At 72.9% G+C, this 24,495-nt stretch carries 17 protein-coding genes; 13 read left to right on the forward strand and 4 right to left on the reverse strand.

Annotated elements, in window-relative coordinates; all coding sequences use genetic code 11:
* Positions 1–110: 110 nt before the first annotated feature.
* Entirely contained in the window at positions 111–1,664 is a 1,554-nt protein-coding gene (locus WMF42_RS17365; protein ID WP_437693218.1) for a GH1 family beta-glucosidase, read from the reverse strand.
* 104 nt (positions 1,665–1,768) lie between these two features.
* On the opposite strand from WMF42_RS17365, the gene WMF42_RS17370 reads away from it, so the two are divergent.
* The 7 genes from WMF42_RS17370 to WMF42_RS17400 all read left to right on the forward strand — a co-directional run bounded on the left by WMF42_RS17370 (position 1,769) and on the right by WMF42_RS17400 (position 9,094).
* The gene (locus tag WMF42_RS17370) at positions 1,769–2,737 is read left to right on the forward strand and encodes a quinone oxidoreductase family protein (RefSeq protein ID WP_437694299.1); all 969 of its coding nucleotides are present in this window, start codon (positions 1,769–1,771) and stop codon (positions 2,735–2,737) included.
* A 233-nt stretch (positions 2,738–2,970) separates the two neighbouring features.
* A complete protein-coding gene (locus WMF42_RS17375; RefSeq protein WP_061609898.1) occupies positions 2,971–3,336 on the forward strand; it encodes a glutaredoxin domain-containing protein in 366 nt (121 codons plus the stop codon).
* Positions 3,337–3,455: 119 nt separating this feature from the next.
* Positions 3,456–4,376 (forward strand): ABC transporter permease, encoded by a 921-nt coding sequence (locus WMF42_RS17380; protein WP_437693220.1) that lies wholly within the window; start codon positions 3,456–3,458, stop codon positions 4,374–4,376.
* Between the two features lie 2 nt (positions 4,377–4,378).
* Positions 4,379–5,455, forward strand: a complete 1,077-nt coding sequence (locus WMF42_RS17385) for an ABC transporter permease (protein ID WP_434047890.1) — start codon at positions 4,379–4,381, stop codon at positions 5,453–5,455.
* A gap of 42 nt (positions 5,456–5,497) precedes the next feature.
* Positions 5,498–6,511, forward strand: coding sequence for an ABC transporter ATP-binding protein (locus WMF42_RS17390; RefSeq protein WP_061609570.1), 1,014 nt, complete (start codon positions 5,498–5,500; stop codon positions 6,509–6,511).
* Positions 6,508–7,539, forward strand: coding sequence for an ABC transporter ATP-binding protein (locus tag WMF42_RS17395; protein WP_437693223.1), 1,032 nt, complete (start codon positions 6,508–6,510; stop codon positions 7,537–7,539). Before WMF42_RS17390 ends, WMF42_RS17395 begins: the two co-directional genes overlap by 4 nt.
* 124 nt (positions 7,540–7,663) lie before the next feature.
* A complete protein-coding gene (locus WMF42_RS17400) occupies positions 7,664–9,094 on the forward strand; it encodes a hypothetical protein (protein WP_437693224.1) in 1,431 nt (476 codons plus the stop codon).
* 82 nt (positions 9,095–9,176) lie between these two features.
* Here WMF42_RS17400 and WMF42_RS17405 read toward each other — a convergent pair whose 3' ends face one another.
* Positions 9,177–9,896 carry a hypothetical protein gene (locus WMF42_RS17405; protein ID WP_437693226.1) on the reverse strand — a complete coding sequence of 240 codons (720 nt, stop codon included), beginning with the start codon at positions 9,894–9,896 and terminating at the stop codon, positions 9,177–9,179.
* Between the two features lie 158 nt (positions 9,897–10,054).
* On the opposite strand from WMF42_RS17405, the gene WMF42_RS17410 reads away from it, so the two are divergent.
* From WMF42_RS17410 to WMF42_RS17425, 4 genes are all read left to right on the forward strand, one after another.
* Positions 10,055–10,399, forward strand: coding sequence for a BolA family protein (locus tag WMF42_RS17410; RefSeq protein ID WP_437693228.1), 345 nt, complete (start codon positions 10,055–10,057; stop codon positions 10,397–10,399).
* Between the two features lie 14 nt (positions 10,400–10,413).
* Positions 10,414–11,226 (forward strand): metallophosphoesterase family protein, encoded by an 813-nt coding sequence (locus tag WMF42_RS17415; RefSeq protein WP_434047896.1) that lies wholly within the window; start codon positions 10,414–10,416, stop codon positions 11,224–11,226.
* Between the two features lie 86 nt (positions 11,227–11,312).
* Positions 11,313–13,502 carry a hypothetical protein gene (locus WMF42_RS17420; RefSeq protein WP_437693230.1) on the forward strand — a complete coding sequence of 730 codons (2,190 nt, stop codon included), beginning with the start codon at positions 11,313–11,315 and terminating at the stop codon, positions 13,500–13,502.
* Between the two features lie 28 nt (positions 13,503–13,530).
* Complete coding sequence (locus tag WMF42_RS17425) at positions 13,531–16,293, forward strand: hypothetical protein (protein WP_437693232.1); 2,763 nt, start codon at positions 13,531–13,533, stop codon at positions 16,291–16,293.
* A 339-nt stretch (positions 16,294–16,632) separates the two neighbouring features.
* On the opposite strand, the gene WMF42_RS17430 is transcribed toward WMF42_RS17425, so the two are convergent.
* Together WMF42_RS17430 and WMF42_RS17435 are read right to left on the reverse strand one after the other, a co-directional pair.
* Positions 16,633–17,841 (reverse strand): Rpn family recombination-promoting nuclease/putative transposase, encoded by a 1,209-nt coding sequence (locus tag WMF42_RS17430; RefSeq protein WP_081426294.1) that lies wholly within the window; start codon positions 17,839–17,841, stop codon positions 16,633–16,635.
* Positions 17,842–18,069: 228 nt separating this feature from the next.
* Entirely contained in the window at positions 18,070–18,513 is a 444-nt protein-coding gene (locus WMF42_RS17435) for a CBS domain-containing protein (RefSeq protein ID WP_434047898.1), read from the reverse strand.
* A 649-nt stretch (positions 18,514–19,162) separates the two neighbouring features.
* Here WMF42_RS17435 and WMF42_RS17440 point away from each other — a divergent pair.
* Together WMF42_RS17440 and WMF42_RS17445 are read left to right on the forward strand one after the other, a co-directional pair.
* Positions 19,163–20,017: a hypothetical protein gene (locus WMF42_RS17440; RefSeq protein WP_437693234.1), complete on the forward strand. Its 855-nt coding sequence runs from the start codon at positions 19,163–19,165 to the stop codon at positions 20,015–20,017.
* A 1-nt stretch (position 20,018) separates the two neighbouring features.
* The gene (locus tag WMF42_RS17445) at positions 20,019–24,299 is read left to right on the forward strand and encodes a serine/threonine-protein kinase (RefSeq protein ID WP_437693236.1); all 4,281 of its coding nucleotides are present in this window, start codon (positions 20,019–20,021) and stop codon (positions 24,297–24,299) included.
* Positions 24,300–24,495: the final 196 nt, after the last annotated feature.

The following is a 24,495-nucleotide window of genomic DNA, read 5'->3' on the forward strand; positions in this document are numbered from 1 at the left end:
CCGCGCGCCGCGGGGTCGTCGCGGCGTCAGGGCGCTGCGCGGTCCCTCGCGCTGCGCGCGAGGAGGCCACCGCGGCCCGGTGTCTCCGCCGGGCCGCGGGCCGCCGCGGCTCAACCTGTCACGTTGTCCCAGGCGACGGCTGTCGGCCCGAGGAGCGACCGGCCGCCGGTCGCGATGACCTGCTTGTACCAGGCGAACGAGTCCTTCGGGATGCGGCGCTGGGTCTGGTAGTCGACGTAGACAAGCCCGAAGCGCTCCTTGTAGCCCTCGGCCCACTCGAAGTTGTCGAGCAGCGACCAGGCCCAGTACCCCATCACCGGGACTCCCTCCTTCACCGCCCGCGCCAGGCCGAGCAGGTACCTGTGCATGAGGTCGATGCGCTGCGGGTCGTGCACCTTGCCGTCGAGGAAGACCTGATCTCGCGTGGAGGTGCCGTGCTCGGTGATCCCGATGGGCAGCTTGTAGCGCTCCCAGAAGAACCTCGAGCCCCAGTACAGCGTGCTGGGCACCACCTGCAGCCAGTCGAGCGTCGCGCGCGGGTAGCCGGGCGGGGAGGTGACGCGCTCGGGCTTGCCGTCCTTGCCCCGCCGCCACGTGCCCGACGTGTACATGTTGAGGCCGAGGTAGTCGAGCGGCCGCTTGATCTCGTCGAAGTCGCTGGCGGGGAAGTCGGGGACGTCGTTGCCAAAGAGCTGGAGGCCGCTCTCCGGATACCGCCCCTCGAGCACCGGGGCGATCCACCAGGCGTTGTTCCACGGGTGCCGCTCGTACACCGAGAAGATGGCCTCGCGCGCGGCCTCGATGTCGCCCGGGTCCTCCGTCGCCGGGCGCTGGACCTGGGTCGCGAGCACGTACCCGACCTTCGCCCCCCTGGCCGCGGCGCGCAGGGCGTCCACCTGCTTGCCGTGGGCGCGCATCTGGTTGTGGGCGGCGGTCAGGTACTCCCGGTACGGGAGCTTGAGCCCGGGCGCGAAGTGCCCGTCGAGGAGCGCGTTGCCGATGAAGGCCTGCGGCTCGTTCTGCGTCACCCACCAGGGCACGCGATCGCCGAGCCGCTCGGCGACGAGGGTCGTGTAGTCGGCGAACCACTCGGCGACGTCGCGCTGGAGGAAGCCGCCGCGATCCTGGAGCGCCTGGGGGAAGTCCCAGTGGAACAGCGTGCACATCGGCACGATGCCGTGGCGGAGCAGCTCGTCGACGAGGCGATCGTAGAAGTCGAGCCCCTTCGCGTTGACCTTGCCCGTGCCCTCCGGGAGGACCCGCGTCCACGAGACGCTGAAGCGGTAGCTCTTGACCCCGAGCTCCGCGAGCAGCGCGATGTCGTCCTTGTAACGGTGGTAGTGGTCGCAGGCGACGTTCCCAGTGTGGCCCTCGAATACCTTCCCGGGGGTGTTCGAGAAGACATCCCACACCGACGGGCCCCGGCCGTCCTCGGTGGCGGCGCCCTCGATCTGGTAGGCCGCGGTGGCGGTGCCCCACAGGAAGTCCGCGGGAAACGGCGCGGCCGTGGTGCCCGCCGGGCCGGCGCCGGCCGAGGCGGCCGGCGGAGGCGCGGAGGCGGCTGAGGCTGCCGCGCCGGGCGGCGCCGCCGCGGCGGACAGGGCGGGCGAGGCTCCAGAGGCGTTGTGCTGGGTGGGCGACTCGGAAGGATTGGGAGCGGACATGAGCGCATCATCCACGGCGCCCGGTGGACAGCAATGGGGTCGATGCGCGGCGATGCGTGCGCCGCTCGCTTGACGGCCCGCGTCGGCTCGACAACATGGGCGGCATGCTCGCGATCCGTCCGAAATCCGCCGGTGGTCCCGAGGTGATGAAGCTCGAGGAGCACCCGACGCCCGCGCCGGGCCCCGGTGAAGCCGTGGTCCGCGTCGAGGCCGCGGGGGTGAACTTCATCGACATCTACCACCGGAGCGGCCAGTACAAGATGGATCCGCCCATCCCGCTCGGGCTCGAGGGCGCGGGGCGCGTCGAGGCCGTGGGGCCCGGCGTCACCGAGGTGAGGGAAGGGGACGAGGTCGCGTGGACCGGCGGCCCCGGCTCGTACGCCACGCACGTCCGCGTCCCTGTCGCCAAGCTCGTCCCCGTGCCCGCGGGCGTCGGCGCGAAGCAGGCCGCGGCCGCGATGCTCCAGGGCATCACCGCGCAGTACCTCGCGCGCTCCACGTTCCCGCTCGGGCCGGGCCACACGTGCCTCGTGCACGCGGCCGCGGGCGGGGTCGGGCTGCTCCTCTGCCAGATGGCGAAGCGGCTCGGCGCGCGCGTGATCGGCACCACCTCGACCGAGGAGAAGGCGCGGCTCGCGCGCGGGGCCGGCGCCGACGAGGTGATCCTGTACACGCAGGCCGACTTCGAGGCCGAGGCGCGCCGGCTCACGGGCGGCGCCGGCGTCGACGTCGTCTACGACGGCGTCGGGCGCGACACGTTCGCGAAGAGCCTTGGCGCGCTGCGCCCGCGCGGCATGCTGGTGCTCTTCGGCCAGTCGAGCGGTCCGGTGTCCTCGTTCGACCCGCAGATCCTGAACCAGAAGGGCTCGCTCTACCTCACGCGCCCGAGCCTCGGGCACTACACAGCGACGCGCGAGGAGCTGCTCGATCGCGCCGCCGACGTGCTCGGCGCGATCGCCCGCGGCGAGCTCACGATCGCGATCGGCGCGACGTACCCGCTCGCCGAGGCCGCCGAGGCGCACCGCGCGCTCGCCGGGCGGGCGACGACGGGGAAGGTGCTGCTCATCCCGTAGCGCGGGGGGCGGACGGGCAGGGGGCGAGCCGCCGGGGCGTCGAGAAGCGAAGAACTCTCAACGCAAAGACGCAGGGGCGCAAAGACGCCATCACGAAGTAAGAAGTGTGGATTGTCACGACGCCAGGAGATCAGATTCCGGGTGTCTCCTGACGTCAGCGGCGCCGCCTCGATCCCATCGTTGACCGCGCCGCCTCCGCGCCGCTAGGCTGCCGGCGCGGAGGTACACACACAATGGCCGAACGTCCCACGCTTGCTCCCGAGAAGATGTCCGAGGCGGTGAAGTCTCAGATCGCCGGCTTCCATCGCGCGGTCGTCGACGAGGCCGCGGCCGCGGTGAGCCGCGACCCGGTGGTGGTTGTCGGAATGGCCCAGAATCCGTTCGTGAAGAAGGCGCGGCGGCTGCTCGACCAAGAGGGCGTCAAGTACACCTACCTCGAGTACGGGAGTTACCTCTCGAAGTGGAAGGAGCGGCTCGCTCTCAAGCTGTGGGCCGGCTTCCCGACGTTCCCCATGGTGTTCGTCGACGGCGTCCTCGAAGGTGGCTACGCCGATCTGGTCAAGCTCCGCGATCAGGGCAAGCTCAAGCGGCAGCCGTGAACAGGCGCGGATGAAGGACGGCATCACGGAGGTCACCTCGTGACATCGCTCGGGATCCACGGAAGACGGCGGGATGAAGCGGGGAGCGACGCGGCTCGACGGCCAGGGGGCTGCGCGCCGTGAGCACCTACGCGATCAAGCGGCTGCTCTCCATCATCCCCACGCTCTTCCTCGTCGCCACCCTGGTCTTCATCCTGGTGCGCATCGTGCCGGGCGGGCCGTTCGATCAGGAGCGGGCCGTGCCCGTCGAGGTCCAGCGGCAGCTCGACGCCAAGTACCACCTGAACGACCCGGTGCTGAAGCAGTATGGCGACTGGCTCCTTGCGCTCGTCACCAAAGGCGACCTGGGACCGACGTTCAAATACCCGAACCGCACCGTCAACGAGATCATCGCGCTCAGCCTGCCGGTGTCCATGCAGCTCGGGTTCTGGGCGATGCTGTTCGCCCTCGCGGTGGGCATCCCGCTCGGCATCATCGGGGCGATCCGCCAGAACACATGGAAGGACACCGCGGCCATGGCGGTGGCCATGGTCGGCCTCAGCGTGCCGCGGTACGTGCTCGCGCCGCTGCTGATCCTCGTCTTCTCGCTCAAGCTGTACTGGTTCCCGGTGGCCCGGTGGGAGACGTGGCGGCACATGGTGCTCCCGATCATCTGCGCCGGGCTCCCCGTCGCCGCCTACATCGCCCGGCTCACGCGCGGCGGGATGCTCGAGGTGATCCGCTCGGACTTCATCCGCACCGCGCGCGCCAAGGGGCTCTCGGAGCGCAAGGTCGTCCTGAAGCACGCGCTCCGGGGCGGGCTGCTCCCGGTCGTGAGCTTCCTCGGCCCCGGCTTCAGCGGCCTGCTCGTCGGCTCCCTCGTCGTCGAGAAGATCTTCAACATCCCCGGCATGGGCCGCTACTTCGTCGAGGCGGCCACGAACCGCGACTACAACCTCGTGATGGGGGTCATGCTCGTCTACGGCTTCCTGCTCATGCTCTTCAACGCTGTCGTCGACGTGGCGTACGCCTTCATCGACCCGCGCGTGGAGCTGCGCTGACCATGCCCCCCGCCGCCCCTCCGCCGCCCGCCGCCGAGCCCGCCGAGGCGGGCGCCTCGCCCGCGGCCCCGGGCGACCTGCCCGCCGTCCCCGGCGGCGCCGCGCCGCGCCCGGCCGGCCCGCTGCGGCTCGACGCGCTCGAGCAGGGGTCGAGCCTCGGGCGCGACGCGTGGCGGAGGCTCCGCAAGAACCGCGCGGCTGTCGTCTGCGGCGTCGTGCTCGTCGCGATGGTCGTCGCCTGCGTCCTCGTCCCCGAGCTCTCGAGCTACCAGTACGACAAGGCCGACCTCAAGCTCGGCGCGCAGCCGCCGTCGCTCGACCACTGGATGGGCACCGACTACTTCGGCCGCGACATGATGGCGCGCGTCTTCTTCGGCGGGCGCATCTCGTTCGCCGTCGGCGTCGTCGCCACGCTCGTGAGCTTCGTCATCGGCGTGAGCTGGGGCGGCGTCGCCGGCTACTTCGGCGGCAAGGTCGACGCGATCATGATGCGCATCGTGGACGTGCTCTACACGTTCCCGTTCCTCATCCTGGTCATCCTGCTCATGGTCTTCTTCGCGAACGACCAGACCGTCCTCTACCGCGCCTGGAAGGCCGTGCTCGGCCTCGCCGTCAAGGACCCGTCCGACCCGAGCTATTTCCCCATCTTCCAGATCGTCGTCGTCTTCGGGGCGCTCGGCGGCATCTCGTGGCTCACGATGGCCCGCATCGTCCGCGGCCAGGTGATCGCGCTGCGCGGCCAGCCGTTCATCGAGTCGGCGCGCTCGATCGGCGTCGGCCACGCCGCGCTGATCTTCCGGCACCTCGTGCCGAACGCGCTCGGCCCGATCATCGTCTACACGACGCTGACGATCCCCGAGGTGATGATGACCGAGGCGTTCCTCAGCTTCCTCGGCCTCGGCACGCAGGAGCCGCTCTCGAGCTGGGGGCTGCTCGCGTCCACGGGCGCCGACGCGATGGACCTCTACCCCTGGCAGCTCATCTTCCCGGCGCTCATGCTGGCGCTCACGCTGATCTGCTTCAACTTCCTCGGCGACGGGCTCCGCGACGCCCTCGATCCACGCATCCGAAAGGACTGAAGGGCCGCGCCGATCCACGCCGCGCGCGCGCCCAGACGAACCATGCTGATCGAGGTCAAGAACCTGAAGACCCACTTCTTCACCGAGGAAGGGGTGGTCCGCGCCGTCGACGGCATCTCCTTCAGCGTCGACCGCGGCGAGGTGCTCGGGATCGTCGGCGAGTCCGGCTCGGGCAAGAGCGTCACGAGCCTGTCGCTCCTGCGGCTCATCCCCGATCCGCCGGGCCGGATCGTCGGCGGCCAGATCCTGCTCGAGTCCGAGCGGGGCATCGTCGAGGACCTCGCCGGGGCGAGCGAGGCGCGGATGGAGCGCATCCGCGGCGACCGGATCGCGATGATCTTCCAGGACCCGATGACGTCGCTGAACCCGTACCTGCGGGTGAGCGAGCAGCTCATCGAGGTGCTGGAGCTGCACCGCGGGATGGCGCGCGCCGAGGCCCGCCGGCGCAGCGTCGAGATCCTCCAGGCGGTGGGCATCCCCGCGGCGGCGTCGCGGATCGACGACTACCCGCACCAGCTCTCGGGCGGGATGCGGCAGCGCGTGATGATCGCGATGGCGCTGCTCTGCGACCCCGACCTGCTCATCGCGGACGAGCCGACGACGGCGCTCGACGTCACGATCCAGGCGCAGATCCTCGACCTCATCCGCGAGCGCAAGGAGGCGCTCGGCGCGGCCGTCCTGCTCATCACGCACGACCTCGGCGTCGTCGCGAAGATGGCCGACCGCGTCGCTGTCATGTACGCCGGGCGCATCGTCGAGGAGGGACCGGTCGGCGCGATCTTCCACGCCCCGAGGCACCCGTACACGATCGGCCTGTCGCGCTCGATCCCGCGGCTCGACGACGCGCGCGGCGCGGATCTCGTCCCCATCCCCGGGATGCCGCCGTCGCTTGCGCGCCTGCCGCCGGGCTGCCCGTTCCACCCGCGCTGCGCGCACGCTGTCGCCGTGTGCCGGGAGGAGGCGCCGCTGCCGCGCGTCGTCTCGGGCGAGGGCGACAGGAGGGCGCTGCACGTCGTGCGGTGCCACGTCGAGGACGTCTCCGGAGGAGCGCCATGACCACCGCCGCCGCCACCCCCGCGCCCCGGGGCGCCCCGCTGCTGTCGGTGCGCGATCTCAAGATCCACTTCCCTGTGCGCCGCGGCCTGCTCCAGCGGCAGGTAGGCACGGTGCGCGCTGTCGACGGCGTCTCGTTCGACGTCGATCGCGGCGCGACGCTGGGCCTCGTCGGCGAGTCCGGCTGCGGCAAGTCGACGACGGGGCGGGGGATCCTCCGCCTCGTGCCGCCGACGTCGGGGAGCGTGAAGATCGGCGGCCGGGAGATCCTGACGCTCGACCCGCGCGCCCTGCGCAAGGCGCGCCGCGAGATGCAGATGATCTTCCAGGACCCGTACGCGAGCCTGAACCCGCGCATGACGGTCCACGACCTCGTCGCCGAGCCGCTCTTCACCCACGATCTCGTGGGGTCGCGCGACGAGGCGCTCCGCGAGGTGGCGCGCCTGATGGAGATGGTGGGGCTCTCGTCGTCGTACATGCGGCGCTACCCGCACGAGTTCTCCGGCGGCCAGCGGCAGCGGATCGGCATCGCCCGCGCGCTCGCCCTGAACCCGAAACTCGTGATCGCGGACGAGCCGGTCAGCGCGCTCGACGTGAGCATCCAGGCGCAGATCGTCAACCTGCTCGCCTCCCTCCAGCGCGAGCTCTCGCTCACGTACGTGTTCGTGGCGCACGACCTCGCGGTGGTCCGCCACCTGTCAAGCGAGATCGCGGTGATGTACCTCGGTCGGATCGTCGAGCGCGCTCGACCCGACGCGCTGTTCCGCTCACCGCAGCATCCGTATACGCAGGCGCTGCTCTCGGCGATCCCGGTCCCCGATCCCGACGTGGAGCGCAAGCGGCGCCGCTTGACGCTGGTCGGGGAGGTGCCGAGTCCGCTGAACCCGCCCTCGGGGTGCCATTTTCACACCCGCTGTCCTTATGCGATGGAGCGGTGCAGCATCGAGGCGCCTCTGCTGGAAGAGCGACGTCCCGGACACTGGGCTGCTTGCCACCTCGCGGAGTTACCCACCGCACCTACGCATCCGTAGGGTGATCCGGCGGCGTGTGGCGCCCGACATCGTTGAGCTCGCTGTCCAGACATGACGGGGAATGTCCGATGACAGGATTTTCCTGACCTCTGTTTGGGGCAGGGAGGTTAGGATCCTTGGACCGATGCCGCGAATTTCTGACGCCACGCTTCGCGCCCAGATCCCGACGGCCCTTCTCATCGGCGGCGATCAGGCGCTGCTCGAGCGCTGCCAGGCGGCGGCGATGGATGTCGGGATCATCGTCAAGGCGTGTCCGGTCTCGATGGCCGCGGCGCTCGCGGAGGAGCGAAGGCCGGTGGCCATCGTTGTCACGTCGTCGACCTATGCGCTCTCGCCGGAGGCGTTCGAGGACATCGCGCGCGAGGTGCTCAGCACGCTCGTCCGCGTCGACGAGGCGCTGACGGATGACGAGCTCGGGGCGATGCTGACGACGGCGTCGCGCGAGAGCCGCAAGCAGCGCACGAGGCAGCTCACGCCGGGGCGCTACTCGCTGATGCCGGCGGACGACGGCGCCTCCGGGCCGCGCTCCGAGCGGTGGAGCATCGGCAGGATGACGGCGGACGCGTCGTCGCGGCGCGACGCCGAGGCGACGCCGCTGCCGCGCTCGGGGCCGCGGAGCGCGGGCGCGCAGGAGCACGCGTACCGCGAGCGCGTGGCGACCGCGGTGTCCGCGCAGCGGCCGGCGGAGGCGGCGACGCCGCGATCGGAGCGGATCGGGGTCATGTCGGGGTTCGGGGCGGGGCCGTCCTCGTCGCGACCACGGCGCGACCCGCCGGCGCCGGCCGGCGTGGCGCACGCGCCGCGGGATACGCCGGTGCCGCCGCAGCCGCCGGCGCGGGCGTCGCTGCGGCGGGATACGCCGGTGGCGGGCTCACAGCCGGTCGGGGGGTATCCGGCGCGGGAGATGCCGCCCGCGGCGCCGTATGCGCGGCGAGATACGCCGGCGCCGATCACGCAGCGGGCCGGGGGGTATCCGCGGCACGAGGCGCAGGCGGCGGCGACGGGCGCGCGACGGGAGATGCTGGCGCCGTCGTCGTGGCCGAGGGCGCCGTCGTCGCGACCTGCGGCGCCGTCGTCGTGGCCGGGGACGCCGTCGTCGTGGCCGGGGACGCCGTCGTCGCGACCTGCGGCGCCGTCGTCGTGGCCGGGGACGCCGTCGTCGCGACCTGCGGCGCCGTCGTCGTGGCCGGGGGCGCCGAGCTCGCGGCGGGAGGCGCAGGCGGCCGCGGCGCCGCTTCGGCGGGAGACGCTGGCGCCGTCGTCGCGACCTGCGGCCCCGGGGGCGCGGCGGCAGACGCCGGTGCCCCTCTCGCAGCGGGGGGCAGCGCAGCCACGGTACGAGGCCGCGGGCGTGCCGCCGGCCGAGGTGCCCTCGCCGCGAGAGGCGCCGGCCCCAGGCGCGCCGGGCGAGGAGGCGCGCGGGCTCTACCCCACGCCGCCGCCGCCGAGCTCGCGCAGCGCGCCGCCGTCCTCGCGCAGGGCGCAGTTCCACGTCGACATCGCGCTCCTGTTCGACGAGCGCGGCCTGCCGCGATCCGACCCGCAGGAGAAGTGACGCTCGGCCGCGCAGGGCGCCGGCCTGGAGCGGTGCTCAGGACGAGAGAGGCGCCCGGAGAGCGCGTCCCCGGGCGTTCGGCTCAGTCGCCGGATCCACCAGAACCGCCCGAGCCGCCATCGCCGCCCGAGCCACCGGCGCCGTCCGAGCCGCCATCGCCGCCCGAGCCACCAGCGCCGCCGGACCCACCAGAACCGCCCGAGCCTCCCACGCCGCCCGAGCCGCCATCGCCGCCCGAGCCACCGGCGCCGCTCGATCCACCGGCGCCGCCCGAGCCACCATCGCCGCCCGAGCCGCCGCCACCGCTGCCGTCTCCGCACGACGCGGCGATCGTCAGCGACAGGCTTCGGGTGAGCGGCTCCTGCCTGTTCTCGCCCCCGAGGATCGGCTCGCCCGTGTCGCTCACGACGGCGACGGTGATCGTGTGCTCGCCATGGCGCTCCTCGGCATCGAGCTGGCCGAGGCGCACGTCGATCACGCGGCCGGCCCCGGCGCTGTTCTCCTCGCCGTCGAGGCTGAGCACCAGGTGCCCGCACTGCGAGTACGTCCCGCAGGTGCCCGGCGGGCGGAGGAGGAGCTGCGAGATGCCGACGTGGATCGGAATCGTCGGCTCGCCGGCCGAAGGGTCGGCCGAAGGCGCCCCGATGGCGACGCACGCGCCGTCCTTCGGGCTCACGATCGCGATCTCGGGCGTTCCGGTCGGGCCGGGGGCGCTCGCAGTCTCCTCGTCGCTGCAGCCGGCAGCGACGGCGAGACCGGCGGCGAGGACGAGCGCGAGGCGCGCAACCATCGGGGATGCCATGCCGCGCGGTTTATCCGTTGGCGTGGCGCCGGGCAATCTCTTCGTCCGCCAAGGTCCCCTGCGCCTGCTCCCCCGCGGGCGGGAGCGCGCCGCCGCGCGCCCCCGGGAGGCGCTCACCGGGTGACCGGCGGCGCGGCGGAGGCTAAGCTTCGCCCGCCATGACGACGAGGCAGGAGTCGATCCAGAGCAAGCTCGTTCACGCGCTCGATCCGGTGCACCTCGATGTGGAGAACGAGAGCCGCATGCACAGCGTGCCGGCGGGCTCGGAGACCCACTTCAAGGTGCTCGTGGTGAGCGAGGCGTTCCGGGGCCTGAGCCCCCTCGACCGCCACCGGCGCGTCAACGCCATCGTGCGCGAGGAGTTCGGCGCCGGGCTGCACGCCCTGACGATCCGCGCGATGACGCCGGACGAGTGGGAGCGGCAGGGCGGCGCGGACTTCCGCTCTCCGGCGTGCCTGGGCGGCTCCAAGGCGGCGCCGGAGCCCGGCGCGAAGTCGAGCTGAGCGGCGACGCGGGCATGGAGCTCGTCGTCGCGTTCGTCTCGGACCTGCACTTCGGCCCGCAGGCGTCGTTCGGGGGCAAGCTGCGCAAGCTCACGGGCGAGGCGCCCGCGCTCACGCGGGCCTTCGTGGAGCGGATGAACGAGGTCACGCGGCCCGATCTCGTCGTGAACCTGGGCGACGACATCGAGGACGAGGGACCCGAGGCCGACAGGGCGCGCTACGGCGAGTGCATGGCCGCGCTCCGCGGCGTGAAGGCCGAGCTCTTTCACGTCGCCGGCAACCACGACGTCATCCACCTGAGCGAGGCCGATCTCCTGTCCGCCTGGGGCAGGCCCGAGGTGACGCGGCTCCACTACGCCTTCGACCGCGGCGGCTTCCACTTCACGGTCCTCCACACGCGCGAGCGCAAGGATCACGACGTCTCGCTGGGGCAGGAGCAGCTCGCCTGGCTCGCCGAGGATCTCGCGGCGTCGCCGCTGCCGAAGGTCGTGCTGATGCACCACAGCGCGGCCGATCAGGATCTCCGGGGCAACCGCTGGTTCGAGGGGAGCCCGCACATCTGCCTCGTGCGCGAGCGGCGCGCGATGCGGAAGCTCTTCGAGGAGCACGGCGTGCTGGCCGTGTTCAACGGCCACCTGCACTGGAACCACCTCGACGTGATCCGCGGTATCCCGTACGTGACGCTCCAGAGCCTGATCGAGAACCTCGACGACGACGCGCCGGGCCGCCCCGCGGCCGCGCACGCCGTCGCGCGGCTCGGCCCGAAGCGCGTCGTTGTGGAGATCGAGGGCGCCGAGCGGGCGAGGTACCAGTTCGATCGACGGTAGGCGGCGTCCCCGCGGAGACGTGGCGAGAACAGCGATGTTCTTCCTGGCTTCTCGCCCTCTTCGGCGCGCGGTAGCGTTCTCTTCTCATGGCCACGCTTCGCCTCGATTCGCGCCTCGGCGTCGCTCACCTCCTCGCGCTCGCCTTGCTCGGGGCCGGTTGCGGCGACGACGCCATCTGTCCTCCAGGCGTCCTGTCCGCCTGTTTCCTCCCCGACGGGGCGCTCGGCGCGCAGCAGTGCAACGAGGAAGGCACCGCGCTCGGCGCGTGCGCTCCCGTGGCGGGCGGCCCTCGACCAGGGTGCGCGCACCTGGGCGAAGCGTGCTGCCCCGCGCTCCCCGCCGAGCTCCTCGCGGGCTGCGACGCCGCCGTGAGCCAGGAGAACGACGCCGCGTGCGACGATTTCCTCGCGGGCGCCAACGCCGCCGATCTCTGCACCGGCGCGGGCGCCGGCGGCGCTCCGGGGGTCGTCCCTCATGGCCCGAGCTGCGCCGGCCTGCTCAACGAGTGCTGCGCCTCGCTGCCGGCGCAGCTCAGGGAAGCCTGTCACGCGACAGGCTTTCGCGGCAACGAGCAGATCTGTCATCGGTTCCTGGAGAGCGAAGCCAGGGACAACGGATTTTGCGCCGACGTCGATCCTGCGGCCGAGAGCTGCGATTACCTGTCGGAGCGTTGCTGTCCCTCGCTCCCGGAGGGGGCGCGCGAGCGCTGCGCCGCCCTCGCCGAGGCGTCGGACGCCGCGCAGTGCCTCGACTACCTGGGCGGCGCGGCCGACGCGGGCCGGTGTCCGAGGTACGCCGAGGACGAGCCGTTCAGCGCGGCCCCGTGCGAGGCGCTGCTCGATACATGCTGCGGGACGCTCGAACCGGAGCTCGCCTACCCGTGCGATCTGGCCGCGATCTCCGGCATCCATGCCCGCTGCGAGGCGTTCACCAGCTCGATCCGCGCGTTCGGCCTCTGCCTCGACGGGGGCGGCGCCGGGGGCGGCGACGGCGGCTGCGACGACGTATCGAGCGACGTGAACAACTGCGGGTTCTGCGGCAATGTCTGCGGTGACCAGCACGCGACGCCGTCGTGCGCGGCCGGCACGTGCTCGCTCGCCTGCGACCTCGGCCACGACGACTGCGACGGCGACCCCGCGAACGGCTGTGAGGCGGATGTCCGGAGCGACGTGGACAACTGCGGCTCGTGCGGCAACGTCTGCAGCGCGCGTCACGCCGCGGCCACCTGCGCGGCGGGCGCCTGCGCTGTCGCGTGCGACGCCGGGTACGCCGACTGCGACGGCGACCCCCTCACCGGCTGCGAGGTCGCGCTCGCCTCGGATCCGTACAACTGCGGCGCGTGCGGCAACGACTGCGCGGGCGGCCTCTGCGACGCCGGCGCGTGCGGCCCCGGCGCCACGTCGCTCGCCTCGGGCCTCGCTGTGCCTTCGGCCCTCGTCCTCGACGACAGCGCCCTCTACCTGGTCGGCTTCCAGCCCGCCGGCGGTATCGCTGTCCGCATCGGCAAGCTCGCCGGCGGCGCGACGTGCCTCGCCACCGCGGCGCCCCCCGGGGTCGGCGGCTGCAGCGCCGATCGCTTCGAGGACGTCGCCCTCATCGGCGCCGACGCCGTCGTCACCGGCTCGTCCGGCGTGCTCCGGTACCCCTCGTCCGGCGCCGCCGCGATCCCGCTCACCAGCTCCGTCCCTGATCCCTGGGCCGTCGTCACCGACGGCAGCGACGTCTGGTTCACCTCCCTCTCGCAGGGCGGGATCTACCGCGTCGACGCCCTCGCGAGCGGGCAGAGCGCCCAGGAGATCACGGGCGTCTTCTCCGAGCCCGGGGGGGCGCTCGCGGGCGACGCCGAGCACCTCTACTGGGCCCGGACCGACGGCACGATCGTGAAGCTCCGCAAGGACGGCACGGAGCGGCGCCAGATCGCGTCGGGCCAGGTCGTCGACACGACGAACCTCACGCCGCGCTACCTCGCCGCCGACGCAGGCCACCTCTTCTGGAGCAGCCCGAACGGCTTCCTGTTCCGGCTCGCCAAGGACGGCTCCGACCTGGTGGTGCTCGCCGACGACCAGCCGAGCCCCGCCGGCGTCGCCGTCGATCCCGAGGGCAGCGGCGCTGTCTACTGGGTCAACCGCGTCGGCTCGATCCGCAAGGTCCCGAAGGCCGGCGGCGACGTGACAACGCTCGCCGTCGGCCAGCTCGACGCGATCGCGATCGCTGTCGACGAGGCGTTCGTCTACTGGGCCACCCGGGCCGGGGACGTCCGCAAGATCGCGAAGTGAGCTGCACAGGCACCGGGAGACACAGCGCATGCAACCTGTCGTCGAGGGCAATTCGTCGCACCGTGGTCCTGTCCGCCGGCGCCTCAGGGACGTGCCGGCGGCGCGCCTCTTCGTCGTGCTCGCCGCGCTGCTGTCCGCCGGGATGCTCGCTGGAATGGGCTGCGGCCGGGAGCCGCCGTCGCCCGCCGTCGCGCCGCCGCCCCTGGGCCCGCAGGCGAGCGACGACGCGTGCGAGTGCCGCGACGGCTTCTACTACAACGGCGCGCCGATCCCGCCCGAGGGCACCGCATGCGACACCTTCGTGTGCGGGCGCGACCTCATCGCCTATCACTGCGTCGACCTCGGCGTGAGCGACAACTGGCGAAGCTTCCCGGGGAACATGTGCGGTGATCTCTCGTGCACCGGCGCGGGCACCTTCTGCGGCGCGGACGTCGTGAACGGCGAGCCCGCGGCCCTGTACGAGTGCCCGGGCGCGGGGCAGATCCCGATCGAGTGGAAGATCTGCGAGGGGGGCTGCCGTCGCGGGGCGTGCACCGACGCTCCGACGAGCGAGTGCCCGTGCGAGGTCCCGCCCGTGGCCGGCGGCGAGCGTATCCCGCGCACCTGCGGCCAACGCGTGTGCTTTCCGACAGGCGCCGGCAGCGCCGGTGTCCAGAAGGTGTGCACCGCGGACGGGTGGCAGAGCCTGGGGCTCTCGTGCTCGCAGCGCGCAGGCACCTGCAACGCCTGCCGCGGCGTGCAGGACAGCTTCGGCAACGAGGTGACAACGACCGCCTGCGGCGAGACGATCTGCGGCCTCGGCTACGGCAACCGCAGCGAATGGATCTGCGGCGAGGAGGGGTGGCTCGATCTCAACCGCCCCTGCGAGCCGGGCGAGCCGGAGGAAGAGGGCGCCGATTTCGGCCGCTGCCCGGAGCAGTTCCAGGACAAGGACGGCACCTGGAAGTCCGTTGAACGAGGCCAGACCTTCTGCGGCGATCAGGTCTTTCGCAGCCCGTGGAACAACGACCTCGCGCGGAGCCTGGGCGAGCCGCTGATCCGGATCAAGGGGAAGGCGACGCAGCTCTTCGCCTGCCCGGGGCCGGGCGCCCGCCCTGTGCCTTACCACGACTGCTCCGCGCTCGGCGGCACCGGGGAATGCAAGCCCGTGCGGGAGCTGCCGGCCATGCAGTATCACGAGGCCACAGGCGCGCTGCCCCAGGACGGCGCGAGGACGATCCGCGACTGGGACCGCTGCGACCAGGCGTGCCCCACGAGCGCCGACGCGTACTATGCCATCGCGGAAGGGGGGCCGGGCGGCGAGCGCCTCTGCCGCCACAAGTTCTGCGGGCAACACGGGGTCACCGGTCGCGTCGGGACCTTGTACCACTGCGCCTACGACGACTGGTCGTACTGCCCGCCATCGGCGCAGTCCACGAGCGCCGTCGTGGGCCGTCCCGTGCCGTACGAGGAGTGCTCCGCGGCGTGCCTCCCGCGCGACGCCAGGAGCCAGCACGACGTGTGTGACGCCCGATCGGATCAGGAGCCGTTCGGCATCCCGGATCCGGCGCCTGAGCCGAGCCCCTCGTCGCGCTGCGACGCGATCGTCGATTACCAGGACAAGGAGGTCCCCGTGACGGCGCGGCGGCGCGGCGCCAGCGTCTGCGCGCGCGGCGGGCAGGTGTTCGAGTGCCGCGATCGGCAGCTCTACCGCCCCGACGGCTGGCACGCCACGGGGGTCTCGTGCGGCACGGCGTGCGGGATCTGCGGCCCCGACCCGTACAAGGTCCAGAGCTCGTTCTGCAAGTCGATCACGCGCTTCTTCGGCAACACGTGCAGCGGCATCACCTCCGATCCGAAGGAGATCCTGTGCAACAACGACGATGACGTCCTCTTGAACAACCCTGCGTACTGCGGTCACAACCCGAGCCTTCACGCCGCGGGCGATCCGTGGATGCTCTACACCTGCAAGGCGTACTGCGAGCGCGAGGACGGGGCGCAGACGCGCTGGGTGCCCTGCGAGGGGAACGAGGGCGACGGCCGGGGCGGGCGCGAGAGGACGCGCATCTACCACTTCGACCACGCTGCCTACTGCCCGATGGGGTGCACGATCAACGACAGGGTGAACGACGCGTGCCGCGCGCCCACGGGGACGCTCCGGTTCCCGTTTCCCGATCACAGGATGATCCAGAACATCGGTCACAAGCCGGACTGGGCGGAGGGCCGGCACCTCGGCGAGGACATCGCCAGGGCGAGCGGCAGGACGGACGGCACGTATGTCTTCCCGATCGCCCCGGGCAAGCTCCTGCGGGCCGGCATCAACTGCTCGCAGTACCTCGGCGTCGCGCTCGTCGAGCATCGCTTCCAGGAGAACGGCGAGGCGCGACGGTTCTGCTCGTTCTACGGGCACCTCGACGCGGACGAGCTGGCGACGAGCCTGGTGGGACAGGACATCGGCACCGACACGCCGCTCGGGAAGATCGCCTACTGGGACGACATCCCGAGGCAGCACAACCTTCACTGCCAGGACAAATGGACGGAGTGCCCGGCGAAGGACAGCTTCCCCTGCAATGCGGGCAACTCGCACCTGCACTACGCCGTGCTCTCCGACGCCGAGTGCGCGCGCTTCGAGGACGGCGGCGGCGCGCCGCTCGGGTACGACGGCTGCGGCACCCAGTCGACGGTCGGGCACCTGGACAAGGAGACCCGGATCGAGTCCTACACAGCGCTCGACGCCACCTGCACGAACCCCATCTCGCGGATCGACGGGTACATCTCCCCGGAGTGGTTCGTTACCTCTCGTGTCCATTGATCGCGGCGACGCCGCGCGCCGGGGGCGGAAGGGCTCGGCGTGACCGTGCAGGCGGGCGCGTGGGGACCGATCGGTCGCCTTGCGGAGGGGCGCGACGCGAGCTGGGCCATCGGCAGGAGGGCCTCCTGAGTGACACCACGTGTGTCCCGGCGTTTACAGTAGGGCCTCTGAAGTGACACTACGTGTGTCCCGGCGTTTACAGGAGGGCCTCCGAAGTGACACTATGTGTGTCCCAATGTTTACAGTAGGGCCTCTGAAGTGACACTACGTGTGCCCCGACGTTTACAGGAGGGCCCGCGAACCGAGGGGGGCATCATGCGACGGCGTGGCATCGTCCCGTCAGGTACGCCGGGCGCGCTTGCGCGCCGGGGGGCGCCGCGCTGGGGAGACGCGCGGGCCGTCGTCACCGAGCACCTCTTGCGGCGTCGGCGCCGTGAGCACCCGCGTGGTGCACGTGACGAGGGTCGCCTCGTCCGCGGCGAGGATGCGGGCGCTCACCTCGGCCGGCACCGAGCCGAACCGGGCCGTGAGCACCTCCAGCAACGTCTGCGCACGCCCCTGTACCCGCCCCTGCACTCGCCCCTGCGCTCGCCCCCTACGTTCGATCTCGTCCAGCTCCGTCACGATGGCCTCCTGGGCCCGCGGGCCCACCGCCTTCTCCAGGATCCCGCCGATCTCCTGCACGCTCAAGCGCTCGTGCGTGGCCAGAAGATAGCGCAGGAGCGCCTCCAGCGCAGCGAGGCCGCTCGGCGCCCGCAGCACCTCGTCCAGCGCCGCCCCCACGTGGCCGATCTCCCGCTCCAGCCGCGCGTCGTCGCCGGACACGGACAGGCACCACAGCACCACCTTTCCGAGCGCCGTCAGCGCGTCCTCCACCACGTCGCCGGCCCGCCCGCCGCTGACGTCCACGAGGAGCAGCTCGAAGCAGGGAATGTGCGGCAGGAGAGCCGCCCGCTCCGGCCCCCTGGCCGCGACGATGTCCTGGAACGCCCTGGCCGCCGTCCACCCGGTATCGCTGTGGTGGATCAGCACCGGCATGATCGGCGGCAGCTCCGTCAGCCCCGGCCGATCGCGGGTGATCCGCTCCCACAGGCGCATCATGTACAGGCCCATGCGGAAGACCATCAGCGCCTCGACGTCGCGCTGATGCTCGACGATCACATAGAAGTAGATGCGCCCCGCGCCCATGCGGGCCGAGAGCACCAGGTCGCTGTGGCGGCTGCGCAACGCGCGGTCCACGAAGCTGCCCTTCTCGATGCGCAGCGTGCTCCACCGCACGGCCGCGACAACCGGCCGCGGCAGCGCGGCCTTGAGCAGGCCAAGGGCGTGCTCGCGCTGAGAGAAGGTCCACTGGAACAGCGCATCGTGGGGGGAGGTCAACGCACGTTCGCGCGGCGACTTCGGCATGAAGCAACCCTCGATGACCGAGGCGCGAAAAGCAAGTCTGCGGCAGGAAAAGCGATGCACACACGAACGGTTGAGCCGCTCAGAGTGGCATTGCGCGATATCCGACGATCTCGTTTCGCAATCCGGCGTAGGCGCGCCCATCGCGCGGATCCGAACCCTCACCTCTCGCCATTACGAACAAGCCTTTCGCGACGTCACACAAAGCGACCGCTGACGCAGGTCGTGCCCGGGCGAGCCACGGCGACCTCGGGCCCGACCTCACGCCAGCGCCCTCGCGCGCTACCCCACGCGCGACGGCACCCCCCGCGCAGCCTCGCTGGTGCCGCTGGATCGCTGGCGCGGCGAGCCGCGCTCTCGGCGCACCTCGCCTCAGGCCGGGTCGGGCGGGATCGGCAGCACGCGCTGGACGAGGTAGCGCAGGATGTCCTGGGGCGTGATGATCCCGACGAGACGTCCATTGCGCACGACCGGCAGATGGTGAATCCGGTTCTCGCGCAGCAACGTCATCACGTCGTCGGTGGGCATGAACTCATCCACGGAGATGGACGGGGTGCTCATCACGTCCGCGGCCGTCATGCCCTCGTACTCCTCGCGCAGAAGCGCGCCCAGGAGATCCGTCTCGCTGACGAACCCGACGACGCGGTGGCCCTCGTCGATGACCGGCGCGCCGCTCAGGTTCTCGCTGGCGAAGAGCTGCAACATGTCGGTGACCGGCGTGCCCTGCTCCAGCGCGATCACGCGCTCGGTCATCAGATTGCGCGCATGCCCCTTCATGGTGTGTGCCATGTAATGATCGAGCCGCAGCGGCGTCAAGGGCGCACCGACGCGATGCGCCGAGCAGTCCGTCCGTCAGCAGCCCCGGCGCGCAGCGACCCTACGTGAAGAGACGCAGGCGGCCGTCAGGAACGACCGGATGCGTGACACAGGCCGCCGAACAGATGGCCTCACGGCACCCCAGGAGGGCTTCGCGCCGGAGCAGACGGACTCGTCGTCTTCCTCCTGGGCCCATCCCTGTTGCCCAGGGGACCGATCCCGGCATCGACAGGTAAGGTGGGCAGAGCGACGGCGGCGCCGGCGTGACGCGCGCGCCGCCCGGACACCTCCCGGCAGGAAGGTGCGTCTCCTCGTCAGGATTTCACCTCACCCACATCGCTCCTCCGTCCCCGGTGCGGGCGTCGCCGACCATGGCGCCGTGGACAGAGCGGGGGTGTCGCAACGACAGAGCGATCGCCGCTCGACACAAAAAAAGAACCTGTTGCGTGCGCGTCGGTCTTTGCCAGTCGGGCTATCAGTGACATCTTACCATTTGTCGCTGTAGCGAAGATGGCCTGCACCGCCGCACCGGGCCGTAGACGTCTTCGCGGACCGTGCAGTTGAACCAAGATGTACGCACCGGCCGCCGAGGCGCGCCCCCGTGGGCGCCTCGGCGCCGGTCGTTTCGGGCGCTCACGGGTCAACGCCCATGGGCGTCCAGGGGGGCACGTCGTTCATGGATCATTCGCCGAAGCTCGCCGCCTTCGTCCTGGCCGTCACCGCGCTCGCCACGAGCGCGTGCGCGGCCTCGCTCGACCCGGAAGCCCCGGCTGAGGACGCGGAGGACGCCGCGTCGCAGGCCGTCCAGACGCACAACGCGCTGACGTCGAACGCGCTGACGTCGAACGCGCTGACGGCCGACGTCCTGACGTCGAGCGCGCTGACGTCGAGCGCGCTCACCGCCGAGGCGCTCTCGGCGAGCGCGCTCACCGCCGAGGCGCTCCGCGACCCGGCCGCGCGCACCCTGCTGAAGTACATCGCGAGCTGCGCGCTGCCCGCAGGCGAGCGCCTCACCGTCGCTGTCGACGGCGCCAGGCTCTCCTTCCCGGGAGAGCTCGGCCTCGCGCCTGCCTGGGGACAGGAGGGCGGCTCGTGCGACGGCGCGTGCCGGAGCTGGGTCAGCGGCTGCGTCCTCGCCCGCGTCAACTACCTGGGCCAGAAGGTGAACATCTCCGTGCGCGGAGACCGCGAGGAGCTCGAGGCCGACAAAACCGAGCGCGCCGCGTTCCCCACGCGAGAGGCGACGTACTACGGCGACATCTTCGCGGAGCAGCCCGTCTACAAGGCCTGCCTCCCGCCAGGGGCCTCCGCCATCCCCCGGGTCTGCGGGCCCTCGCTCGAGGCGTGCGCCATCGAGATCGCCGGCCCGTGCGACGCGCTGTGCGATGAGCCGACAGGCGACGGCAGCTTCCCGAACTGCCGCGACGCTGTCCGCCGCCCCTCGGGCAAGCTCGCCGTCGGGAGAACGCCGCACCCCGGCTCGGTCACCGTCTTCCTGCGCTGACGTGGGCTACGCGGAGGTCATCGCGGGGCGCTTCGTCGTCGAAGGAGAGGCCGCCTCCGGAGGGATGGGCACCATCTACAGGGCGCACGACCGCGTCGGCGGCGCGGCCGTCGCCCTCAAGATCGTCCGCCTGAGGAGCGCGATCCAGATCGAGCGGTTCGAGCGGGAGGCCGCGCTCCTCGCCGCGCTCGTCCACCCTGGCATCGTGCGCTACGTCGCGCACGGGAGCACGCCGGCAGGCGACCGCTACCTCGCCATGGAGTGGCTCGAGGGCGAGGACCTCGCCGCCCGCCTCGCGCGCCGCGTCCTGCCCGCGAGCGAGGGGCTCTCGCTCGTGCGCCGCGCCGCCGACGCCCTCGCGTTCGCGCACGCGCGCGGCATCGTCCACCGCGACATCAAGCCGAGCAACCTGTTCCTCCCCGGCGGGGACGCCGCGCGCGTCAAGCTCGTCGACTTCGGCATCGCGCGGCCCAGCGCCGAGGCGGGGCGCGTCACCGTCACCGGCGGCGTCCTCGGCACCCCCGGGTACATGGCCCCGGAGCAGATCGAGGCCAGCACCGCGCCCGATCCGCGCAGCGACGTGTTCTCGCTCGGGTGCGTCCTGTTCGAGTGCCTCACCGGCCGCCCCGCCTTCGCGGGCGCGAGCCCCATGGCCGCGCTCAGCGACCTGCTCCTCAAGGAGCCGCCCCGCCTCCGCGACGTCCGCGCGGACGCGCCAGCGCCGCTCGATCAGCTCGTCGCGCGCATGCTGTCCAGGGCCCCCGGCGAGCGACCGCGCGACGCCGCCGAGGTCGCGGCCGAGCTCGACCGGATCGCGGCGATGGACGGCGCGTGGACAGCGCCCCCGGACGCGCCGACGCTCTCCGGGAGCGTGCCCCCGGACGCGCCCGCCCGCGCGGACGGCGCGGGCGCGCGGGCGCCCGGCGCCGCCTCCGGCGAGCGCGTCGCCCTCACCCTGGGCGAGCAGCGCCTCGTCAGCCTGATCTTCCTCGGCGAGGCCGACAACGGCGCGGCCCAGGCCCCGCGGTCGGCCGCGCGGGCCGCCCCGCAGGCCGCGGACCTCCCGGGGGCCCCGCCGCGCGATCCGCCGCCGAGCTCGCCCGGATCGCTGGCGCCCGCGTCGAGCGCGCGCGCCGCGGAGATCCGCGCGCTCGTCGAGCTCCACGGCGGCCGGCTGACGCAGCTCGCGCCGGGCGCGCAGCTCGCCATGATGTCCGGCCCCGGCAGCGCCGTGGACCGCGCCGAGCGCGCCGCCCAGTGCGCGCTGGCCCTCCGCGCCGAGCTGCCGGGCGCGGCGCTCTGCGTGATCACCGGGCGGGGCGTCCTCTCGGCGGGGCTCGTCGAGGGCGACGTCATCGATCGCGGCGTCGCCGAGCTCCGCGCCGCGCTCGACGCGCGGGAGGCGCGCGCCGTTCGCCTCGACCGCGCGACAGCCGACATGCTCGGGCCGCGCTTCGTCATCGCGCGCGTCGCGCGCGTCGCGCGCGCCGACCACGCCGCGCGCGGCGACGGCGACGGCGACCCCCGCGCGCCCGACGAGGCGCTCGTCCTGTCCGGCGAGCGCGCCGTCGACGAGGTCGCCCCCGCGCTGCTCGGGAAGCGCACGCCATGCGTCGGCCGCGCCCGCGAGCTCTCGATGCTCCACGGCGTGCTCTCCGGCTGCATCTCCGAGTCGCTCGCGAGCGCGGTGCTCGTCCTCGGGCCGCCAGGCGCCGGCAAGTCCCGGCTCCGGCTGGAGCTGTTCGCCGCGCTGCGGCGGCAGGACCAGCCGATCGAGATCCTCTGGGGACGCGCCGACTCGGGCTCGGCAGGCTCGCCGTTCGGCATGATCGCCGACGTGCTGTGCCGGGCCGCCGGCCTGCGCGAGCGCGACCCGACGCGCGCGCGGCACCGCAAGCTGAAGCAGCGGCTCGGGCGCCACCTCGGCGGCCCGGAGCTCGAGCGCGCGGCCGCGTTCCTCGGCGAGATCGCCCGCGCGCCGTCGCCCGAGCACGCGCGCCTCCTGCGCGCGGCGCGCCAGAGCGCCGCCGGCATGAGCGACGGCGTGCGCGCCGCGTGGGAGGACTGGCTCGCGGCCGAGTGCGCGGCGCGCCCGGTGCTCGTCGCGCTCGAGGACCTGCACTGGGGCGACGCCGCCACCGTGCGCCTGCTCGACGCGACCCTGCGGAACCTCCGCGAGCTGCCGCTCATGCTGCTCGCGCTCGCGCGCCCCGACGTCCACCGGCAGTTCCCGAGCCTGTGGGCCGAGCGCGAGGTGCAGACGATCAAGCTCGGCCCGCTGCCGCGCCGCGCGAGCGCGGAGCTCGTGCGCGCGGCCCTCGGCGCGGCCGTGCCGGAGGGCGTCGTGGCGCGCCTCGTCGAGCGCGCCGGCGGCAACCCGTTCTATCTCGAGGAGCTCATCCGGGCGGTCGCGAGCGGCAACGGGGAGGCCCTGCCCGACTCGGTGCTCGGTACGGTCGAGGCGCGGCTCGACGCCGAGGGCAACGAGGGCAAGCGCGTGCTCCGGGCGGCCAGCATCTTCGGCGAGCGCTTCTCGAAGCGCGGCGTCGCGGCGCTGCTCGGCGGCGAGGAGCGCCTCGACGACGTGGAAGCGTGGCTCTCGGCGCTCGCGGAGCGCGAGCTCGTCGCGCCGATCGGCCTGCCCGCCGGCCTGGGCGACGCCGCCGACTACGTCTTCCGCCACACGCTCGTCCGCGAGGCCGCCTACGCCATGCTGACCGAGCGCGATCGCGCCCTCGGCCACCGGCTCGCGGCCGCGTGGCTCGAGCGGAGCGCGTCGGCCGACCCGCGGGTCGTTGCCGAGCACTTCCGGCGGGGCGGCGAGCCCGACCGCGCGGTGCGCTGGTACCGGCGCGCGGCCGAGCAGTCGCTCGAGGCGAACGACCTGCGCGCCGCGATCGAGCGCGCCGCGTGCGGCGAGGCGTGCGCCGCGGCGGGCGAGGACCTCGGCGCGCTCCGGCTTGTCGCGGCCGAGGCGAACATCTGGGAGGGCGACCTCGCCGCCGCCGAGGGGCTCGGCGCGTCGGCGGCCGAGCTGCTCCCGGCCGGCTCGCCCGGGTGGTTCCGGGCGGTCACCCAGGTCGCCGCCGCCGCCGGGAAGCTCGGCGCGGTGGACCGCGTGGCGCGGTGGGCCGCGATCGCCGAGGGCCTGTCCGCGGCGCGCGACGGGGCCGCGTCGCCGCCCTCCAGCGTACCGGCGACGGCCGCCTGCACGCCGGCGACGCCGCCGTCCAGCAGGGCCGGGGCGCCGCCCTCCAGCGCTCAGGCGACGCCGCCGTCGAGCGGGGCCGGCCTGCGCCGCGCCCGGATCGCGTGCCTCTGCGAGTGCGGCGCGCAGCTCGTCTTCGGCGGCCGCTACGCCGAGGCCGACGCGCTGCTCGCGCGCATCGACGAGGACCTCCGCGCGCCCCCGCCGCCGGACGCCGAGCTCGTCGCGATGGCGCAGCAGCTCCGCGCGATCCGCGCCTCGGCCGGCGGTGACCCCGAGGCGTGCCTCGAGGGGCTGGAGGCGGCGCTCGCGGCCTTCGAGCAGGCCGGGGACCGGCGCAGCGCGTGCGTGATCGGCTCGAACCTCGGCTTCATCTACGCCGAGCTCGGCGAGCTCGGGGCGGCCGAGTCCGTGCTGCGCGCCGCCCTCGAGGTCGCCGACCGGCTGGGGCTGCGCGAGCTCGCGACCGTGGCGATGCACAACCTCGGCCACGTGCTCGGGCAGCTCGGCAAGCTCGACGAGGCGCAGCTCGTCGAGCGGCGCGCGGTGGAGGCGTTCCAGCAGCGGGGCGACCTCCGCATGGAGGGGGTGGCGCGGACGTACCTCGCGAAGATCGCGCTGCTCGCGGGCGACGCCGCGACCGCCGAGCGGGAGGCGCTCGCGGCCGAGGCGGCGCTGCACGTGGCCCCGCGGCTGCGCGCGCCCGCCGTGGCGGTGCGCGCGCGCGCGCTGCTCGCGGCGGGCGAGGTCCCGGCGGCGCTCGGCGCCGCACGGGCGGCGTTCGGCGAGCTCGCCGCGCTCGGCTCCCTCGAGGAAGGCGAGTCGCTCGTGCGGCTCGCGTACGCCGAGGCGCTCGCGGCGTCCGGCGCCCACCGCGAGGCGGCGGCGGTGTTCGCTGAGGCGAGGGAGAGCCTGCTCGCGCGCGCCGACCGGATCGCCGACCCGCGGCGGCGCGAGCGGTTCCTGACCGCCGTGCCGGAGAACGCGCGCATCGTCCGGGGCGCCGCGGCGACGGACGACGGCGGCGCGCAGGCGGGCGAGGGGAGCCCGCCGCGCGCAGCACAGGCGTCCTAGCTGGCCCCCGGGAGCCCGCCGCCGCGCTGATGGCCTGTCACCTCGCCGGGACCGACGCGAACCGTGAAATGGAGGGCACCTGTCTGCCGATTGTCCAGGATGGGCGAGTTGCTTGTCGCTTCGAGAGCCTGTGAGTTCTGCTTGATTCGAATTAAAAAAATACTCTATCAGAGGTGACAGGTGATCAGACGAGCTC

The sequence above is a fragment of the Sorangium sp. So ce176 genome, from assembly GCF_051519835.1.
Classification (GTDB): domain Bacteria; phylum Myxococcota_A; class Polyangia; order Polyangiales; family Polyangiaceae; genus Sorangium; species Sorangium cellulosum_G.

Excerpts from the sequence above, each read along its gene's own strand:
- WMF42_RS17365 (WP_437693218.1), bottom strand. The coding sequence starts at position 1,664 with ATGTCCGCTCCCAATCCTTCCGAGTCGCCCACCCAGCACAACGCCTCT.
- WMF42_RS17370 (WP_437694299.1), top strand. The coding sequence starts at position 1,769 with ATGCTCGCGATCCGTCCGAAATCCGCCGGTGGTCCCGAGGTGATGAAG.
- WMF42_RS17375 (WP_061609898.1), top strand. The coding sequence starts at position 2,971 with ATGGCCGAACGTCCCACGCTTGCTCCCGAGAAGATGTCCGAGGCGGTG.
- WMF42_RS17385 (WP_434047890.1), top strand. The coding sequence starts at position 4,379 with ATGCCCCCCGCCGCCCCTCCGCCGCCCGCCGCCGAGCCCGCCGAGGCG.
- WMF42_RS17390 (WP_061609570.1), top strand. The coding sequence starts at position 5,498 with ATGCTGATCGAGGTCAAGAACCTGAAGACCCACTTCTTCACCGAGGAA.
- WMF42_RS17395 (WP_437693223.1), top strand. The coding sequence starts at position 6,508 with ATGACCACCGCCGCCGCCACCCCCGCGCCCCGGGGCGCCCCGCTGCTG.
- WMF42_RS17400 (WP_437693224.1), top strand. The coding sequence starts at position 7,664 with ATGCCGCGAATTTCTGACGCCACGCTTCGCGCCCAGATCCCGACGGCC.
- WMF42_RS17405 (WP_437693226.1), bottom strand. The coding sequence starts at position 9,896 with ATGGCATCCCCGATGGTTGCGCGCCTCGCGCTCGTCCTCGCCGCCGGT.
- WMF42_RS17410 (WP_437693228.1), top strand. The coding sequence starts at position 10,055 with ATGACGACGAGGCAGGAGTCGATCCAGAGCAAGCTCGTTCACGCGCTC.
- WMF42_RS17415 (WP_434047896.1), top strand. The coding sequence starts at position 10,414 with ATGGAGCTCGTCGTCGCGTTCGTCTCGGACCTGCACTTCGGCCCGCAG.
- WMF42_RS17420 (WP_437693230.1), top strand. The coding sequence starts at position 11,313 with ATGGCCACGCTTCGCCTCGATTCGCGCCTCGGCGTCGCTCACCTCCTC.
- WMF42_RS17425 (WP_437693232.1), top strand. The coding sequence starts at position 13,531 with ATGCAACCTGTCGTCGAGGGCAATTCGTCGCACCGTGGTCCTGTCCGC.
- WMF42_RS17430 (WP_081426294.1), bottom strand. The coding sequence starts at position 17,841 with ATGGGCGCGCCTACGCCGGATTGCGAAACGAGATCGTCGGATATCGCG.
- WMF42_RS17440 (WP_437693234.1), top strand. The coding sequence starts at position 19,163 with ATGGGCGTCCAGGGGGGCACGTCGTTCATGGATCATTCGCCGAAGCTC.